18 protein-coding genes are annotated in these 17,733 nt (G+C 70.0%); 8 read left to right on the top strand and 10 right to left on the bottom strand.

Going from position 1 to position 17,733, the window contains the following annotated elements; genetic code table 11:
- Nucleotides 1-66: 66 nt before the first annotated feature.
- Nucleotides 67-1,290, top strand: a complete 1,224-nt coding sequence (locus tag ACFRAQ_RS19040; protein ID WP_379101262.1) for a glutamate ABC transporter substrate-binding protein — start codon at nt 67-69, stop codon at nt 1,288-1,290.
- A 74-nt stretch (nt 1,291-1,364) separates the two neighbouring features.
- Nucleotides 1,365-2,588 (top strand): RtcB family protein, encoded by a 1,224-nt coding sequence (locus ACFRAQ_RS19035; RefSeq protein WP_379101260.1) that lies wholly within the window; start codon nt 1,365-1,367, stop codon nt 2,586-2,588.
- Nucleotides 2,589-2,594: 6 nt separating this feature from the next.
- On the opposite strand, the gene ACFRAQ_RS19030 is transcribed toward ACFRAQ_RS19035, so the two are convergent.
- The 3 genes from ACFRAQ_RS19030 to ACFRAQ_RS19020 form a co-directional block, all read right to left on the bottom strand.
- Complete coding sequence (locus ACFRAQ_RS19030; protein ID WP_357279752.1) at nt 2,595-3,074, bottom strand: hypothetical protein; 480 nt, start codon at nt 3,072-3,074, stop codon at nt 2,595-2,597.
- Between the two features lie 118 nt (nt 3,075-3,192).
- The gene (locus ACFRAQ_RS19025) at nt 3,193-3,465 is read right to left on the bottom strand and encodes a hypothetical protein (protein WP_379102165.1); all 273 of its coding nucleotides are present in this window, start codon (nt 3,463-3,465) and stop codon (nt 3,193-3,195) included.
- A complete protein-coding gene (locus tag ACFRAQ_RS19020; protein WP_379102230.1) occupies nt 3,447-3,569 on the bottom strand; it encodes a hypothetical protein in 123 nt (40 codons plus the stop codon). The genes ACFRAQ_RS19025 and ACFRAQ_RS19020 overlap by 19 nt, the downstream gene beginning before the upstream one ends.
- A 16-nt stretch (nt 3,570-3,585) precedes the next feature.
- On the opposite strand from ACFRAQ_RS19020, the gene ACFRAQ_RS19015 reads away from it, so the two are divergent.
- The 3 genes from ACFRAQ_RS19015 (at nt 3,586) to ACFRAQ_RS19005 (ending at nt 6,507) form a co-directional block, all read left to right on the top strand.
- Nucleotides 3,586-3,954 carry a TetR-like C-terminal domain-containing protein gene (locus tag ACFRAQ_RS19015; RefSeq protein ID WP_379102163.1) on the top strand — a complete coding sequence of 123 codons (369 nt, stop codon included), beginning with the start codon at nt 3,586-3,588 and terminating at the stop codon, nt 3,952-3,954.
- Nucleotides 3,955-4,145: 191 nt separating this feature from the next.
- Nucleotides 4,146-6,290: a RecQ family ATP-dependent DNA helicase gene (locus ACFRAQ_RS19010; protein ID WP_379101258.1), complete on the top strand. Its 2,145-nt coding sequence runs from the start codon at nt 4,146-4,148 to the stop codon at nt 6,288-6,290.
- A gap of 37 nt (nt 6,291-6,327) precedes the next feature.
- Complete coding sequence (locus ACFRAQ_RS19005) at nt 6,328-6,507, top strand: hypothetical protein (protein ID WP_379101256.1); 180 nt, start codon at nt 6,328-6,330, stop codon at nt 6,505-6,507.
- A gap of 5 nt (nt 6,508-6,512) precedes the next feature.
- Here the strand turns inward: ACFRAQ_RS19005 and ACFRAQ_RS19000 are convergent, their stop codons facing one another.
- Nucleotides 6,513-6,998 carry a MarR family winged helix-turn-helix transcriptional regulator gene (locus tag ACFRAQ_RS19000; protein ID WP_379101254.1) on the bottom strand — a complete coding sequence of 162 codons (486 nt, stop codon included), beginning with the start codon at nt 6,996-6,998 and terminating at the stop codon, nt 6,513-6,515.
- 92 nt (nt 6,999-7,090) lie between these two features.
- On the opposite strand from ACFRAQ_RS19000, the gene ACFRAQ_RS18995 reads away from it, so the two are divergent.
- Both ACFRAQ_RS18995 and ACFRAQ_RS18990 read left to right on the top strand, forming a co-directional pair.
- Nucleotides 7,091-7,930: an SDR family oxidoreductase gene (locus ACFRAQ_RS18995; protein ID WP_379101252.1), complete on the top strand. Its 840-nt coding sequence runs from the start codon at nt 7,091-7,093 to the stop codon at nt 7,928-7,930.
- A gap of 148 nt (nt 7,931-8,078) precedes the next feature.
- Entirely contained in the window at nt 8,079-9,179 is a 1,101-nt protein-coding gene (locus tag ACFRAQ_RS18990; protein ID WP_379101250.1) for a methyltransferase, read from the top strand.
- Nucleotides 9,180-9,269: 90 nt separating this feature from the next.
- On the opposite strand, the gene ACFRAQ_RS18985 is transcribed toward ACFRAQ_RS18990, so the two are convergent.
- The 5 genes from ACFRAQ_RS18985 to rplU form a co-directional block, all read right to left on the bottom strand.
- Entirely contained in the window at nt 9,270-9,761 is a 492-nt protein-coding gene (locus tag ACFRAQ_RS18985; protein ID WP_379101248.1) for a DUF4254 domain-containing protein, read from the bottom strand.
- Nucleotides 9,762-10,045: 284 nt separating this feature from the next.
- The gene (proB, locus tag ACFRAQ_RS18980) at nt 10,046-11,125 is read right to left on the bottom strand and encodes a glutamate 5-kinase (protein WP_357090723.1); all 1,080 of its coding nucleotides are present in this window, start codon (nt 11,123-11,125) and stop codon (nt 10,046-10,048) included.
- Between the two features lie 184 nt (nt 11,126-11,309).
- Nucleotides 11,310-12,761 (bottom strand): GTPase ObgE, encoded by a 1,452-nt coding sequence (gene obgE / locus ACFRAQ_RS18975; RefSeq protein WP_379101246.1) that lies wholly within the window; start codon nt 12,759-12,761, stop codon nt 11,310-11,312.
- A 178-nt stretch (nt 12,762-12,939) separates the two neighbouring features.
- Complete coding sequence (gene rpmA, locus ACFRAQ_RS18970) at nt 12,940-13,206, bottom strand: 50S ribosomal protein L27 (RefSeq protein ID WP_040806195.1); 267 nt, start codon at nt 13,204-13,206, stop codon at nt 12,940-12,942.
- A gap of 40 nt (nt 13,207-13,246) precedes the next feature.
- On the bottom strand, nt 13,247-13,558 hold the full coding sequence (gene rplU, locus ACFRAQ_RS18965) for a 50S ribosomal protein L21 (RefSeq protein ID WP_379101243.1): 312 nt from the start codon (nt 13,556-13,558) through the stop codon (nt 13,247-13,249).
- A 305-nt stretch (nt 13,559-13,863) separates the two neighbouring features.
- Between rplU and ACFRAQ_RS18960 the strand changes: the two genes are divergently transcribed.
- Nucleotides 13,864-14,271, top strand: coding sequence for a DUF3224 domain-containing protein (locus ACFRAQ_RS18960; protein ID WP_379101241.1), 408 nt, complete (start codon nt 13,864-13,866; stop codon nt 14,269-14,271).
- A gap of 313 nt (nt 14,272-14,584) precedes the next feature.
- Here ACFRAQ_RS18960 and ACFRAQ_RS18955 read toward each other — a convergent pair whose 3' ends face one another.
- On the bottom strand, nt 14,585-17,686 hold the full coding sequence (locus tag ACFRAQ_RS18955; RefSeq protein ID WP_379101239.1) for a translation initiation factor IF-2 N-terminal domain-containing protein: 3,102 nt from the start codon (nt 17,684-17,686) through the stop codon (nt 14,585-14,587).
- Between the last annotated feature and the right edge of the window lie 47 nt (nt 17,687-17,733).

The raw sequence follows: 17,733 nt of genomic DNA, 5'->3' as shown, positions 1-17,733 counted from the left end.
CTGATGCTTGGATGCTCCATGTGCTGACCAATTGCCGCCGGAGCTGACACCAGGAGATCAGATTCGATGAAGCGTGCGATCCGCGCCGTCGCCGTCACCGGCTGTCTAGCCCTGGCAGCCTGCGGCAATACACCGAAACCCGACGGCGCGCCGCCACCGCCGCCCCCGCGGACGCTCACCATCGGCATCACATTCGATCAACCCGGACTGTCGGTCAAGGGCACCGACGGCAGACCGCGCGGGTTCGACGTCGACGTCGCGACCTATATCGCCGGGAAGCTGGGCGTCACGCCCGAGCACATCACCTGGCGCGAGGCCCGCACCGACCAGCGCGAAACCCTGGTGAGCTCCGGCGCCGTCGATTTCGTCGTCGCCTCGTACTCCATCACTGCCGCCCGCCAGCAGCTGGTCTCCTTCGCCGGGCCCTACCTGCTGGCCGGGCAGGACCTGCTGGTGCGGCAGAGCGAACGGGCCATCGACCAGCCCGAGGACCTCGACGGCCGCACCGTCTGCACCGCCGAGGGCTCCACCTCGGCCGACAAGATCCGCCGCAGCTTCGCCCGATTCGTCCGGCTGACCACCCGGGACACCTACCCGCAGTGCGTGGCCGACCTGATCAGCGGGACCGTCGACGCCGTCACCACCGATGACGTCATCCTCGCCGGCTACGCCGACGAACACCCCGGCACGCTGCGGCTGTCCGGACACCGGTTCACCCGCGAACGCTACGGTGTCGGGGTACGCAAGGGCGACATCGAATTACAGGGCCGCATCACCTCGATCATTCGCATGATGATCGACGACGGCAGCTGGCGGCGCGCATTGGAGAAGCACCTCACCGCCGCCAGTTACAAACCGCTGCCCGCGCCCGCCGTATTCAACGCCCCAGACCGCACTGTCGAGCCCGGCGACCCCACCACCCTCGACCCGGAATTGGTGCGGGCCGCCAAAGCCGTCGCCGCCACCTCCAATGCCCGCGACTGGGAGGGATTCCGCTCCCTGGTCTGCCCCGAGAACGCCGACGCCATCGACGAAATCGTTTTCCAATACACCCCCCAATACGACAAGAACCTGGGCCCGGAAATACGCAACGCGGGGTACACCAATACCGTCACCGGCATCACCCAATCCGACCCGAACTCCGCCACCTTCGCATTCCACGAATCCTTCACCAATGTGCCCGAGAAATACCGGCACTACTTCAAGGACGTCGACTACATCGGCGCCATGGTCCGGCGCGACGGCTCCTGGAAGCTGTGCGGGCTCACCGCCGACTTCGTCGAACCCTGACCGCGAAATAATGCGGTGCGCCGGGACGGGCGGCGCGCCTACCGTGAAAGGCAGTCGAAGGAAAGGACTGTCCGATGTTTCCCGTCGAGCTGCGCGGTACCCGAGCGCAGACGCTCATGTGGGCCCACGAGCACGAGGTCGGCGCCGCCGCGCTCCAGCAGTTGCGCGATATCTCGCAACTGAAATGGGTGTACGGCGTCCGCGTGATGCCGGACGTGCACCTGGGCAAGGGCGCGACGGTCGGATCGGTCATCGCCATGCGGGACGCGGTCGCCCCCGCGGCCGTCGGCGTGGACATCGGGTGCGGCATGGAAGCGGTGCTCACCTCGCTCACCGCGTCCGACCTGCCCGACAACCTGCACTCGCTGCGCTCCCGCATCGAGGCGGCGCTGCCGGTCGGCTTCGCGGCGCACCGCGAACCGGTCGACGTGAACCGCCTGAACGCCGAGGTCTTCGGCCAGCGCGCCGCGGGCACCACCATGCGCGCGGGGTGGGAGCGGTTCTGGAAGGGCTTCGACACGCTGGATCCGATCGTGCGGCCCCGGGAAGCCAAGGCCCACAACCAGATGGGAACCCTCGGCGGCGGCAACCACTTCCAGGAACTGTGCGTCGACACCGAGGACCGCGTGTGGATCCTGCTGCACTCCGGAAGCCGCAATATCGGCAACGAGATCGCGCAGCGGCACATGGCCGTCGCCCGCGAACTGCCGCACAACCAGGACCTGCCGCACCGCGATCTGTCCGTATTCCTCTCCGGCACGCCGGAAATGGATGCCTATCGGCGCGACCTGACCTGGGCCCAGGAGTACGCGGCCCGCAACCGGGCCGTCATCCTGGCGCTGGTATGCAAGGCCGTGCGCGATGAATTCGACGGGCTGGCAGTGCGTTTCGACGAGCCCATCTCCTGCCACCACAACTACGTGGCGGAGGAGATCATCGACGGGATGCCCATGCTGGTCACCCGCAAGGGCGCGGTCCGGGCCGGCGCGGGTGACCTCGCGCTGATTCCCGGCTCCATGGGGACGCGGTCGTATGTGGTTCGGGGCAAGGGGAATCCGGCCTCGTTCCAGTCCGCCTCGCACGGGGCGGGACGGCGGATGAGCCGCAACGCTGCCAAGAAGCAGTTCACCGTGGCCGACCTGGTGAAGCAGACCGAGGGCGTCGAGTCCCGCAAGGACGCCGGGGTGATCGACGAGATCCCCGCGGCGTACAAGGACATCGACCAGGTCATCGCGGCCCAGGCGGATCTGGTGGACGTGGTCGCCACGCTGCGGCAGGTGCTGTGCGTGAAGGGGTGAGGCGGGTCAGCGGCGGCGGAACGTCGCCGCTACACCCGCGCCCACCAGCAGGATGCCCACGATGAGCGGGAATCCGGTCTGCAACCACTGATACAGCGCGACATGCATTTCATCCGACAGGGGTAGATCGCCGATCAGTCGAAAGGTGTCGTCCGGGAAGATGAAATGGATGATCCCGGGCAACACTCCCCACACCAGCCCGGCCACGATGGTGCCCGCCGGGGAGTAGGCGGCCAGCGCCGCCACCACCAGGAAAAACGCTGCGGCCAGCAGGATCTGGAAGGTCGAGCCGACGCGGTCGGCGAAATCCCCCAGGATCGCCCACTGTCTGGTCCCGGCCGCGCCGCGGGCGGCCAGCGCGATCCCGACAGGGGTGATCAGCAACCCCGCCAGCGTGCCGGCCACCGTCCGCGACACAGTGCTGCTGCTACGGAACTGTGCCCCGGGCGGAGTCCACCCCGCGGGCGACGGAAACTTCTCCGGCATGTGCGTCTCCCTGCGCGCCCCCGGACGCCCTTCGTGCCCGGAACCCTATTGTCCGTCCGCGCAGCGGATTCCGCGCGATCTTGACGGCACCGCAATCAAGGCGGGTTCCGGCGGTGTCTCACACGAGCAAAGCCTGTCCGGTCGGGAGTATTTGCACCTTTGTCTCCGGCGCCAGATCGGCTGCGGCGGCCCGGAAGCGCTCCGCGCCCGCGCGATCACCCTTGGTCATGAGGCGGTCGCCGAGCGGCCCGCTGGAGAAGGCGTAGTGCATCGGTACCGCCAGGCGCGGGCGCAGCACCCGGGCCAGATCGGCGGCCTCGATCGCGTCCATCACCACCTGCCTGTTGAGTGCCGGGCGGATGCGCAGGCCGTTCACCGGCAGCAGGGCCAGGTCCAGATCCGGGAACGCCGGGCGATGTCGTCGAGTTCTGCGATGCGCAGGGTGTCCGCGCCGAAGAAGACGGCGTGGCCGTCGGCGCGCAGCACGAAGGTCACCTCGGGGACGCCGTGACTGGCCGGGGCGACCGCCCTCGAACCGCTGCCCGAAACGGCCGCGGCCGAACGCCTTTCGGCGCTGTGCCACGCCTTCGTCGACTACGGCGTCACCCACCCGGGCCACTACCGCGTGCTGTTCGGCACCGCCGGCACCCCCGGCTGGGAACCCACCGAGGGACGACTCCCCGGCCTGCCCACCATGGACCTGCTGGTCGGCGCCGTGGCCGCCGCCGGCGCACCCTACCCCGCCGCCACCGCCCAATGCCTGTGGGCGGGCATGCACGGCCTCATCACACTGCGCCAGGACCGGCCCAGCTTCCCCTGGCTGCCCCTCGACCGGTTGGTCGACGCCCTCGTCGCGGCGCACCTGGCCACCGCGCGCTGATCCCCGCCACGCCCGCACACGCCGCCGGTGGATATGCGCGGCGGGCGGGAAGTGGCACGGCCGCCGATGGCGGACAGCCACGTCGCGGCCAGGTGGCAGGGTCGGTCGACGCGGCCGGACAGGCTCCAAGGGGTGCGAAGTCGGCCGAAGAATCGGACGGCGGGCGTGGGGTGTCGGTGCGGTGAGGCACGATGGTCGGCGTGACCTCAGCCGACCCGAACGTCTCCGACCTCGAACTCGCCGACGCCGCCGCGCAGCCCGGCGCGCGTGGCTTGCGCGAGGATGCGGAGCGGCTGCTGCGCGAGCTGGCCGGACCGGCGGCGCGGTTGCGAGAAGACCAGTGGGTCGCGATCGAGGCGCTGGTGGTGCACCGGCGGCGAGCGCTGGTGGTGCAACGCACCGGGTGGGGTAAATCCGCCGTCTACTTCATCTCCGCGAAGCTGCTGCGCGCCCAAGGGCGGGGACCGACGGTGATCGTGTCGCCGCTGCTGGCGCTGATGCGCAACCAGGTGTCGTCGGCCGAACGCGCGGGAGTCGTTGCGGCGACCATCAATTCGGGCAATGTCACCGAATGGGACGAGATCCACGCGCGGGTGGCCGCCGGTGACGTCGACGTGCTGCTGGTCAGCCCGGAGCGGTTGAACAACCCGGACTTCCGGGATTCGGTACTGCCCAAACTGGCCGCCGACGCCGGACTGGTGGTGATCGACGAGGCGCACTGCGTATCGGACTGGGGGCACGATTTCCGGCCGGACTACCGCCGGATCCGCACGCTCATCGCCGATCTCGGCTCGGAGGTGCCGGTGCTGGCCACCACGGCCACCGCCAACGACCGGGTGGTCACCGATGTGGCCACCCAGATCGGCACCGACACCCTGGTACTGCGCGGCAGCCTGGACCGGGAATCGCTGCACCTGTCGGTGGTGACGATTCCGGACGCGGTGCGGCGCACGGCCTGGCTCAGCAAACGACTGCACGAACTGCCCGGCTCGGGCATCGTCTACGCGCTCACCGTCGCAGCGGCCCACGACCTCGCCGACGTGCTCAACTCGCACGGCCACCACGTCGCCGCCTACACCGGGCAGACCGACCCCACCGAACGCGAGGCGCTCGAGGCCGCCCTGCTGAACAACGAGGTGAAGGCGCTCATCGCGACCTCCGCGCTCGGAATGGGTTTCGACAAGCCCGATCTCGGCTTCGTGGTCCATCTGGGCGCGCCCTCCTCCCCCATCTCCTACTACCAGCAGGTGGGCCGCGCGGGTCGTGGCACGGAACGGGCCGAGGTGATCCTGTTGCCGGGCCACGAGGACCGTCAGATCTGGAGCTACTTCGCGTCGGTGGCCTTCCCGCGCGAGCACATCGTGCGCTCGGTGCTGGCCGCCCTCGACACCGAGCGGCCGCTGTCCACCGCCGCCCTGGAACCACTGGTGGAGCTCAATCGCTCACGCCTGGAGATGGTGCTCAAGGTGCTGGACGTGGACGGCGCGGTGCGCCGGGTGCGCGGCGGCTGGCTCGGCACCGGCGAACCGTGGGTCTACGACACCGAACGCTACGAGCGTCTCAGCGTCGCCCGCGAGGCCGAGCAGCAGGCCATGATCGACTACCAGTCCACCGGCCAGTGCCGGATGACGTTCCTGCGCGGCCAACTCGACGATCCGGGCCTGGTGCTCGGCACCCACTGCGGGCGCTGCGACAACTGCACCGGCGCCACCCAGGACACGGCGGTCGACGACTCCGACCTGGCCGACATCCGCACCCGTCTGGACCGACCCGGCATCGACCTGGCGCCCCGCAAACAGTGGCCCACCGGCCTGGCCAAACTCGGAATCCCCTTGTCCGGCAAGATCACCGACGGCCCCGAGACCGGCCGTGTCCTGGGCCGCCTCAGCAATCTCGGCTGGGGCCAGCACCTGCGCCCGCTCCTCGACGGCCCCGACGCCCCCGTTCCCGACGAGGTCTTCCGCGCCTGCACCACCGTGCTGCGCGAATGGGATTGGGCCCAGCGCCCGACCGCCGTCCTGGCCCTCGACTCCGGCGCCCGCCCCCTGCTGACCCGATCGCTGGCCGCCCGCCTCGCCGAGATCGGCCGCCTCCAAGATCTCGGCGTCCTCGCGTTGCGCCCCGATCTGCCCCCGGTCTCCGCCGCCAACTCCGCCCACCGGGTCGCCGCCCTCCACAATGCCTGGGAGACACCGGATCTCACCGCGGTCGACGGCCCCATCCTGCTGGTCGACGCCCTCACCGATACCGGCTGGACCTTCACCATGGCCGCCTGCCAACTCCGCGCCGCCGGAGCCGACGCCATCCTCCCCTTCGCATTGGCCACCCCTTCCTGACCTTCGGGCGTACCGTCGAACGGGGAAGGGAGAGAGCATGAGTACCGGGAACAGCGGGGACGAGGCCAGCGATCCGCGGGCGCGCTGGCGCAAGCTGCCGCCCGAGCCGGCACAGTGGATCGAGGAGGTCGACCGGGAGCATTCGGCCGTCGACTTCGGCCCGGGCCATGACCCGGACGGCAAGGCCGCCACCTATGGGGGAACCTCCGGGCCCTGACACGCTCAGGCGTCGGGGGTGGGCCGCCGGTTCTCGAGGTTCTCGATGGCGTCGACGTAGCGCAGCATGAGGCGCGCGAAGTCGAGGCGGTCCTGTTCCGGCCACTCGGCCGTGATGTATTCGAAGGCGGCGCGCTGCTGCCCACGGAAGCGGGTCATGAACTCCAGGCCCTCGGGGCTGAGTTCGAGGACGGCGCGGCGGCCGTCCAGCTGTGAGGGGACGCGCAGCAGGTAGCCCGCCTTGATGTTGTCGGTGACCATGCGACTCGCGACCGACGGGTCCACGCACATGGCCGCGGCGATGCCGCCGACCGTCATCTCCCCCGGCCCGTCCTGCCCGCAGCCCAGGACCAGGCCCAGCACCAGCGCGCGGGTGGAGTCCTTGGCGCTGATCGGGTTCTCGACCTGCTGCAGGACACCGCGGCGGAGCTTGCCGAAGGCCGGGCCGATGGCATCCAGCAGCTCGTCGGGAGTGCGGTCGTCCGTCGTCATCCCCACATCGTATCTGCATGCATATCGACATCTGCGTGCATATTGGAACATATGTGTTGACTCGCAACTGTGTGCATGACAGCATGCATTTCATGACCATTCTCGTCACCGGCGCTCGCGGCCAGATCGGCCGCGCCGTTCTCACCTCCCTGCACGCCCGCGGCCTCCCGGTCCGCGCGGCCAGCAAGGACCCCTCGGCCCTCGACCTCCCCGCGGGGGTCGACAGCGCCGCCCTGCCCGACGACCTCGAAAGCCTCACCGCCGCACTGAAAGACGTGCGCCAGGTCTTCCTCTACGCCGACCCCGCCGCGGCGGACACCTTCGCGCGGGCCGCCGCGGCCGCCGGGGTGGAACACGTCGTGCTGCTGTCCTCCTCCGCGGTCAGCGATCCGAACGCCGCCGACAACCCCATCGGCGCGAACCACCTCGCCGTCGAAAACGCCCTCGACGCGGCGGATCTCGCCACCACCGTGCTGCGCCCGGGCGGCTTCGACAGCAACGCCTTCGGCTGGATCGCGGCGATCTCGTCCGGCGCGCCGATCGAGCACGCGTACCCGGATGCCGCACTGGCCATGATCCATCCCCTCGATATCGCCGATATCGCGGTCGCCGCCCTGACCGGCAGCGAATTGCGGGGCCGCACGGTCACTCTCACCGGACCGGAGGCGATCAGCTTCCGCGCGCAGATCGGTCACCTCGCCGCGGCCCTCGGCCGCGACATCCCGATCACCACCATCACCCCGGCCGAGGCCGAGGCGCAGATGTCGCGCACCATGCCGCCCTACATCGTGAGCGCCCTGCTGAACATCTGGGCCATCACCACCGACACGCCCGAAGCCCCAGCCGACACCACCGAAACCCTGCTCGGCATCCCCGCCCGCACCTTCGAACAGTGGGCCCGCGAGAACGCGCCCGCCTTCGCGGCTTCCTGACCGCGGGGAGCCGCCCGCGCCACGCCGAGCGGCCTCCGGCGATCCCGCGCGGGTTGCCGGGTAGTCGCGGAAACCGCGGACCACCAGGGACTCGGCGCGTAGGATCGGACGAATCCCGCAGTCGCCGAACGATCCCGGGGAGTTCAGCATGGCGTCCGCATCACCCAAGATTCCACCGTTGCCACTCCTGCGCGCCGCCACCTGGTTGCGCGACAGTCTGGCCGTCCTGCACCGGCGGCTGGTCCCCGGCCATATCGCCCTCTTGGAGCTGGGGACGGCCGGATACGTCTCCCAGGCCATCTGCGCGGCGGCCGAGCTCGGCATCGCCGACGCGCTGGCCGACGGCCCCAAACCGGCCGCCGAGCTGGCGCGCACCCTGAACGTGGACGAGGACGCACTGCGCCGGCTGCTGCGCCTGCTGATCAGCTGGGGTGTCTTCGAGCAGCGCCGCGACGGGACCTACCAACTGACCGGCGTCTCGCAGGGGCTGCGCACCGATGCCGACGTGTCGCTGCGCGATCTGTTCGTCTTCTTCGGCTCCGAACTGCATCGCAAGCACTGGACGCATCTGGCCACCTCGGTCCGCGCCGGCGGGTCGCTGTGGCCGGAGCTGGAGGGCATGGAGTTCTTCGAGTTCGCCGAGCAGCACCCCGAGGTCGGGCAGGTCTTCGACCGGGCCATGACCAGCGTCGGCAGCCTGGCCACCGAACCGCTCCAAGCGGCCTTCGACTTCGGCCGCTTCGGCTCGATCGTGGACGTCGGCGGCGGCCGCGGCAGCCTGCTCGTCGACATCCTGCAACGCCATCCGTCCATGCGCGGCACCGTGTTCGACCTGCCGCGGGTAGCCGAGGGCCTCGAGGAGCAACTGCTCGGCCCCGGGCTCACCGGCCGCCTCACCGTCGAACCCGGCAGCTTCTTCGACGTCGTGCCCAAGGGCGCGGACGCGTATCTGCTCAAGCACATCATCCACGACTGGAACGACGCCGACGCCGAGCGCATCCTGCGCACCGTGCGCACAGCCATGGAAACCGAAGCGCGGCTGCTGATCATCGAGATGGTGATGCCCGAGCACGACCGCCCGCACCCGGGCAAGGTCATCGACCTGGAGATGCTGATCCAGACCCGCGGCGGCCGGGAACGGACCCAGAACGAATTCGGAAACCTGCTGTCCCGCAGCGGTTTCGTGCTCACCGGGGTCACCACGACCGCCGCCCCGGACTGTGTCATCGAGGCCCGTCCGACGCTGTGAACGAGGCGCCCGCGGGGCGTGTGCGGCGCAATCCACACGCCCACCGCGGGCTACCTCCTACCGCCCGGTTCCGGTAGCGTCACCGGCGTTTCAGGCGGTACGGCGGATCCGCGGGCCGACAACCCCTGCGGCCCGATCGGTCCAGCCGTCCGCCATCTGCGCCAGCAGGAACCAGGCGGCGTGCACTTGTTCGTCCGACACATTCTCGGCCGTCCTGAGCAGATGCACGGCGCGCACGTGCGCGGCCGCCATCGCATCCACCACGGCCCCCAGGGATTCCGCCCGCGCTGCACCCCTCCGCAGCGCTCGGCTCGACACCCACTCGTCGATGAACGTCACCAGCTGAGCGCGTAGCTCGTCGATTCCGCCCACGTCGCCGGAGCGGACCCGGCGTCGCTGCAGATGCAGTTCGGCCAGCGCGCGGGACCAGCGGGTGACCGGGTGGTCCTCGGGCTGATCCCCGATGTGACCGCAGAACGCGGCCAGCAGTTCGTGCCAGTCGGGCAGCAGCGGGTCGTCGCCTCTGGTGTCACGGCCGCTCGCCCGCCACAACTGGGTGCTATCAGGTTGGGGTACGTACATACCTACCTCCACGGGCGCTGCGGGCGCACCCGGAGCCGCGGGCGGCCGCCGGACCGCGAGCCCGGCGCGGCAAGGGCGGACCGCGCCGGATCCGGGCAACCGCTATCGGCGAAGGGCACATCTCGATGCGGCACCGGGTGCACTTCCAGGATGAACCGATCGCCGGTCCCGCCCACCGCCCTTCCCCCGCCCTCCCACTGCCCCTCGAGTAGGAGAACGACCGCCCAGTCTGTACGGTTACTTGCCCTCTCCCCCAGCGCGATTCGCCCGTAACCGGCGCTCGACTAAACCTTCACCAGGTCGTCGGCGTGCACGACCGGGCGCTGCATGCTGTCGGGCAGCACGGCCGTGGAACGGCCCTTCATCGTCTGCAACTCATCGCTGTCATAGGCCGCCACACCGCGGGCCACCAGCCCGCCGTCCGGAGCGATCAGATCGATCACGTCACCACCGAAGAAATGCCCCGTCACCTCGGTGATCCCCGCGGCCAGCAGGGAATGGCGACGCTCGGCCACGGCCGCCACCGCACCCGCGTCCAGATGCACCGCACCCCGCGCGTCGGCGGCGTGCCGGACCCAGAACTTGCGGGCCGACAACCGAACCGGGCGCGCAGCGAAGGCCGTGCCCACCGTCGCACCCGACAACGCCGCCGCCGCGTCCGACGCGGCGGCCAGCAGCACGGGCACGCCGGCGTCGGCGGCCAGCCGGGCGGCGGACAGCTTCGACGCCATACCCCCGGTACCCAGCGCACCACCCGAACCGGCGATCACGCCGTCCAGATCCGCACTGCTGCGCACCTCGGGAATGAAGTTCGCCGAACCCTTGCGCGGGTCACCGTCGTAGAGGCCGTCCACGTCCGACAGCAGGATCAGCGCGTCCGCGCCCACCAGATGCGCGACCAGCGCCGCGAGCCGGTCGTTGTCGCCGAACCGGATCTCTTCCGTTGCGACAGTGTCGTTCTCGTTCACCACGGCGATGGCATGCAGCGACCGCAGCCGGTCCAGGGTCCGCTGCGCATTGCGATGCGGCTCGCGGCGGCCGAAGTCGCCCGCGCTTAACAACACCTGCCCGACCACCCGGTCGTAGCGGGCGAACGAGGTCCCCCACGCGTGCGCCAGCGCCAGCTGACCGACACTCGCGGCGGCCTGCTTGGTGGCGAGATCCTTGGGCCGCTTGGACAATCCGAGCGGGGCCATGCCCGCGCCGATGGCGCCCGAGGACACCACCACCAGATCCGAACCCGCCCGCATGCGGCCCTCGACCGCGTCGGCCAGCTGGTCCAGGCGGCCGGTGTCCAGACCGCCTTCCAGGCTGGTCAGCGCCGACGACCCGATCTTCACCACGACGCTGCGCGCGGACGCGATGGCCCGCCGCGCGGCACTGAGCCCGTCAGCGCCGAGCTCCGCCGCTCCATTGGCCTGCGCGCCACTCGAACTCACTTGCACCACACCTCAATTCGCCCGCGATACCCACGCACCGTCGCACCCGAATTCATTGTCCGTCCGCACCGGCCGTTCGCCTCCTCGCGAACGGCCACGCGGCACTGTATTACTCGTCGTCGGTGACCAGACCACGGCGCACGCGCGAGGCGTGCTTGCGCTCCGCCGCGCCGATGCGCTCGGTCTGATCCAGACGCGGGTCCACGCCGCGGCGGGTCATCAAGGTTTCCACGCCCGCGGAAATCGAAGGCTCCCAATCGAAGCAGTAGTCCGCGATGGTCACCGAAGCGCCGGGCTCCGCACCCAGCTTGACCAGCTCGTCCTCGACGCCGAGGCGAGCCAGGCGGTCGGCCAGGTAACCCACGGCCTCGTCGTTGTCGAACTGGGTCTGGCGCACCCACCGCTCGGGGCGCTCGCCCACCACGATGAAGCCGCCTTCGACCTCAGGATCGCGAATCACGCGGAAACCACTGTCGCCCTTGATGACCGGGCGGATGATCGCACGCTTCGGCTCCGCCTTCGGATGCGCGGTGCGGTATTCGGCGACCAGCTCGGCGAGTGCGAAGGTCAACGGCCGCAAGCCTTCCCGGCTCACCGCCGAGATCTTGAACACCGGCCAGCCGCGCTTCTCGAATTCCGGCAGCACGAACTCGGCCAGCTCGTCGGCATCGGGGATGTCGGCCTTGTTGAGAATCACCACGCGCGGGCGATCGGCCAGATCACCCAGACCGGTGTCACCGGCCAGCGCGGGCTGATAAGCGGCCAGCTCGGCCTCGAGCGCGTCCACATCCGACACCGGATCGCGGCCGGGTTCCAGAGTGGCGCAGTCGACCACGTGGGCCAGCACCGCGCAACGCTCCAGATGCCGCAGGAAGTCCAGGCCCAGTCCGCGGCCCTCGCTCGCACCCGGAATCAGACCGGGCACATCGGCCACGGTGAAGGTGGTGTCACCCGCGAGCACCACACCGAGGTTCGGCACGAGCGTGGTGAACGGGTAGTCCGCGATCTTCGGCTTGGCCGCCGAGAGCACCGACACCAGCGACGACTTGCCGGCCGACGGGAAGCCGACCAGGCCGACATCGGCGACCGACTTCAGCTCCAGAACGACATCGCGCTCCTGGCCGTCCTCGCCGAGCAGCGCGAAGCCGGGCGCCTTGCGCGCCTTGGACACCAGCGCCGCGTTGCCCAGCCCGCCGCGACCGCCGCGCGCCGCCACATACTGGGTGCCCGCACCGGTCAGGTCCGCGAGCACCTCACCGTCGAGGCTCATCACCACGGTGCCGTCCGGCACCTTCAGCAGCAGCCCCTCGCCCTGCTTGCCATTGCGGTTGCTGCCCTCACCGGGCTTGCCGTTGCCGCCCTTGGCATGCGGATGGAAATGGAAGTCCAGCAGCGTGTGCACGTTCGGGTCGACCTCGAGGGTCACGTCCCCGCCATTGCCGCCGTTGCCGCCATCGGGACCACCCAACGGCATGAACTTCTCCCTGCGCACCGAGGCGCAGCCGTGCCCACCCTTGCCCGCGCGCACGTGCAGCTCGACACGGTCGATGAATTTGGACATATCGGTGATCATCCTCCTTCAGGACTTGTCGACTGGATGTGACGCCCCGGGCCTCGGCCAGGAATGACAGAAGCGGGGCTGTGAACAGCACTGTGTCTGAACAAAAAGAAGCGGGCCAGGGCTACTACAAACCCTGACCCGCTTCGGAAAGCTAGTGGAGCGAACTCCGGTGCGCCGGTCAGGCGTTCACCGGCTCCGGCACCACGATGTTGACGGTCTTGCGACCACGCTTGGTGCCGAACTGCACCGCGCCCGCCTCGAGAGCGAACAGCGTGTCGTCGCCGCCACGGCCGACGTTGACGCCGGGGTGGAAGTGCGTGCCGCGCTGGCGGACCAGGATCTCGCCGGCCTTGACGGTCTGACCGCCGAAGCGCTTCACACCGAGCCGCTGGGCATTCGAATCGCGACCATTGCGCGAGCTGGATGCACCCTTTTTATGTGCCATGACTAACTCCTCGTGCAGGGGTGACGAACCCCAAGTCGGATTACTTGATGCCGGTGACCTTCAGGACCGTCAGCTTCTGACGGTGGCCCTGACGCTTGTGGTAGCCGGTCTTGTTCTTGAACTTGTGGATGCGGATCTTCGGGCCCTTGGTCTGTTCGACGACCTCGGCGGACACGGAAACCTTCGCCAGCTTGTCAGCATCGGAGGTCAGCTCGGAGCCGTCAACGACGAGCACCGGCGCCAGCGACACCGAAGTGCCCGGCTCACCCTCGATCTTCTCGACCTTCACCAGGTCACCGACCGCGACCTTGTACTGCTTTCCGCCGGTCTTGACGATTGCGTACGTTGCCATCGGTCGGCTGCCCTTCTTTCTTTACAAGTGCTCGGCACTATGCTCACACGGCCGGTCACCGGTGTTCACACCGGCATCCGCCGCAGACTGGTCTGGGGGTATTCACCGCCGCCTCGGGCCAGAGGTTCTGCGAACCGATGGGCCCACTCACAGCACTAGTCACAACAGAGTGCCATCGCAGGGGGCAGCGACTGACCAAGACTACAGGACTCGCCAACCCCGACCAAACCGGGGCAGCCCATCTCTCGGCCCGCGCTGTCGCGTTCTTACAAGATCGCACCCGGCCGCCCCGGCAGAATCGAGTCATGCGAGCGACCGGCACCTTCAGCGTCAAGTCCTTCACCCCCACCGATGTCACCCCCGACCCCGCCATCGCCACCGGCCTGCCGGTCGGACTGTCGATGATGGAGAAGCAGTTCGAGGGCGAGATCTCCGGGCGGGCGGCCACCCTGTTCACCGCCGCCTTCGACCAGGAGAAGGGCATCGGGACCTACCTGGCGATGGAATCGTTCGAAGGCACGCTGAACGGGCGCGCGGGCGCGTTCAACTTCGCGCACTCGGCCTCGACCACGGGCGCCGATCGCCGCGACGGGTTCTTCGTCATCGTCGTGGGCAGCGGCACCGGCGCGCTCGCGGGCATCACCGGCACGGGCGATATCTCCATCGACGCCGACGGCACCCACCGCATCTGGTTCGACTACGAACTCGCCTGATCTGCCGGGAAAAGCCCGTGGCCCCACCGGATTCCGGCGGGGCCACGGTCGTCCGGCGGCGGGCGCTACTTCGCGCTGACGCTGCTGCTGCCCGCGGAGAGCAGCTTGGTGATGGTCTGCACGAGCACATCGCTCAGGAAGTCGGCTGCGGAGCCCATGGTATTTCCTTCTTCAGTCGTGATCGGACGCCCGGAGCCTGTGCGCTCGACATGGCCGGACCGTGAGCGATCCGTGAATGGCGTTCATCACCCCGGGGAAAAGCTGTGGCCCCGCCGGAATCCGGCGGGGCCACAGCTCATCTCACGCTGACCGGCTAGTTCTCGCCCTCCGGCGCACCGGCCGGACGGCCCGCGGCCCGGCGACGCGGGCGAGCCCGCGGCGGCACCACGGCCGGAGCCAGGTCGTCGAGGTTGAAGCCCGGCTTGTCGGCCTGATCACCGCTGGAGAGCACGAACACCGCGCCCTTGCTCTCGGTGGCCGGAGCCGCCGCCGTTCGCGCCACCCGGCGACGGGCGGGACGACGAGCCGCGGCGACCGGCTCGGCCGCGGCGGCTTCCACGGCGGCGACCGCCGCCACGGCCGCGTGCGCCTCGGCGATCGGCGATTCGATTCCCTCCGGCTCGGAGTCGACCACCGCGGCGGCCCTCGCGGACGCGGTCGCGGCGGCCTGCACACCGGACGCGGCCTGCGCCTCCTCGACCAGCTCGGCCGCCTCGGCCGCCGCGTCCAGGGCGGCGGCCTCGGTCACGGCCGCCGCGGCAGCGCCATTGGTGAGCGGCGCACCCTCGGCGACACCGTCCTCGTCGGGGTGATCGGCGTGGGCGGCCATGGCCAGTGCGACCGGGTGGGCCCGCTTGGTGGCGGCCTTCTCGGCCTTCTCCACCTCGTCCTCGTGCTTCTCGGCCGGTTCCTCGGCCACCGGCTCGACGGCCGGGGCAGCCTCGGCGGCGGCCGCGTTGCGGTCCTTGCGACGACGACGCGAACCCTCGCGGCGGCTCACGCCCTCACCGCTGTCCCCGGCCGGAGCCGAGGACTCGACCGGGTAGTTGTGCACCAGGATGCCGCGGCCGTGGCAGCTCTCACAGGTGGTGGAGAACGCCTCGACCAGGCCGGTGCCCAGCTTCTTCCGGGTCATCTGGACCAGGCCCAGCGAGGTGACCTCGGAGACCTGGTGACGGGTGCGGTCGCGGCCCAGCGCCTCGGTGAGGCGGCGCAGCACCAGATCCCGGTTGGACTCCAGGACCATGTCGATGAAGTCGACCACGATCATGCCGCCGATGTCGCGCAACCGCATCTGGCGCACGATCTCCTCGGCCGCCTCCAGGTTGTTGCGGGTCACCGTCTCCTCGAGGTTGGACCCGCCCGACCCGGTGAACTTGCCGGTGTTGACGTCGATGACGGTCATGGCCTCGGTGCGGTCGATCACCAGGGTGCCGCCCGAGGGCAGCCACACCTTGCGGTCCAGCGCCTTGGCCAGCTGCTCGTCGATGCGCAGGCTGCCGAACACGTCGACGCCGCTGTTGTCGTAGCGCTCGACGCGGGCCAGCATGTCGGGAGCGACCGTGCGGACGTAGTTCTCGACCGTGGTCCAGGCGCGCTCACCCTCGATGACCAGCTTCGAGAAGTCCTCGTTGAACAGGTCGCGGACCACCTTGACCAGCAGGTCCGGCTCCTCGTACAGGGTCTTCGGCGCGCCGGAGCCCTGCTTGGACTGCTCCTCGATGGTGCGCCAGGTCGCCTGCAGCCGTTCCACGTCGCGGGCCAGCTCCGGCTCGGAGACGCCCTCGGACGCGGTGCGGATGATCACGCCCGCGTCCTGCGGCACGATGTCGCGCAGGATCTCCTTGAGCCGCTTGCGCTCGGTGTCGGGCAGCTTGCGCGAGATACCGGTCGACGAACCACCCGGCACGTACACCAGGAAGCGGCCGGCCAGGCTGATCTGCGTGGTCAGGCGAGCGCCCTTGTGGCCCACCGGATCCTTCGACACCTGCACCAGCACGGTGTCACCGGGCTTGAGCGCCTGCTCGATCTTGCGCTCCTTGCCGCCCAGACCGGCGGCCTCCCAGTTCACCTCGCCCGCGTACAGCACGCCGTTGCGGCCGCGGCCGATGTCGACGAAGGCGGCCTCCATCGACGGCAGCACGTTCTGCACCTTGCCCAGGTACACATTGCCGACCATGGACGCCGAGCCCGTGGAGGTCACGAAGTGCTCGACCAGGATGTTGTCCTCGAGCACCGCCACCTGGGTGGTGGAGGCCGGGTGGTCGGCGAAGTGCTTCTCGCGCACCACCATCACCCGGTCCACCGCCTCACGGCGGGCCAGGAACTCCGACTCGGTCAGGATCGGCGGACGGCGGCGGCCGGCCTCGCGACCGTCGCGGCGGCGCTGGCGCTTGGCCTCCAGGCGGGTCGAACCGCTGATGCCCTGCACCTCGTCGACCTGGGCGCGGCGCTTGCTGCGCGGCTCACGCTCGTGCACGACGGTGTTCGGCGGATCGTCCTCGGAGACCTCGGGCTCGTTGTCGTCCCCGCCCTTGCGGCGACGACGGCGACGGCGGCGACGGCTGCTCGAACCCTCGGGCACGCCCGCGTCGTCGTCCTCGTCGGCGGTGTCGGTCTCGGCGGATTCGGCCGACTCGTCCTCGGCCTCGGACTCGTCGCCGTCCTCGCCCTCGGCGTCCCCGTGCTGCTCGCCCCGGCCCCGGCCGCGGCCGCGACGGCCCCGGCGACGGCGGCGCGAGGTGCCCTCACGCTGCTCGCGATCCTGATCGCCGTCCCAGTCGCCCTCGTCCTCGGCGTCCTCGGCGGCGGTCTCCTCGGTGACCGCGGTGTCCTCGGTGACCTTCTCCTCGGCCACCGGCTCCTCGGCGCGCGGCTTGCGCTCGCGCCGCTTGCGGCGGGTCTCCTCGACCGCGGTGGCGTCCGGCGACAGGAACAGCGGCGCCGCGACGACGGCGGACGGCTGGTACTGGACCTGTTCCTCGGCCTGCGCCTCGCTCAGGAAGGGGCTGGCGAACAGGGTGGTCTGCGCGGTGGCGGACGGGGCGGCGGCCTCGGCGGCCTCCACTTCCTCGGCGGCCAGTTCGTCGGCGGCCCGGTCGTCGGCCGCGGCGATGGCGGCGTCGACGGTGGTCTCCGCGATCGGTTCGGGTCCGGCGGGGGCGGCCTCGACATCACGCGGTCCGAAGGCGTCGCGCACGGTCTCGGCGACGGTCCGGTCCAGGCTGGATTGCGGGCTTCTCGCCTGCGCGCCCATCTCGGTCAGGTGGGCCAGAATACGTTTGCTGGTGGTGCCCAGCAGCTTCGCCAGTGCGTGCACTCGGATCCGTTCCGGCAATTGTCCGGCAGCCGGGGTGATCTGAGCGCCCCCTTCACCGTTCACCTGCGATGCGTCCTGCGGCTCTTGATCGGCCACGAAATCTCCTCGGGGCCCCCGGGCGCGTTCCTCCGAGGAGTGACGCG

Source organism: Nocardia sp. NPDC056611 (assembly GCF_042792755.1).
GTDB lineage: Bacteria > Actinomycetota > Actinomycetes > Mycobacteriales > Mycobacteriaceae > Nocardia.
Note: the sequence above shows the minus strand (reverse complement) of the source record. Positions and strands in the feature narration are given on the sequence as shown.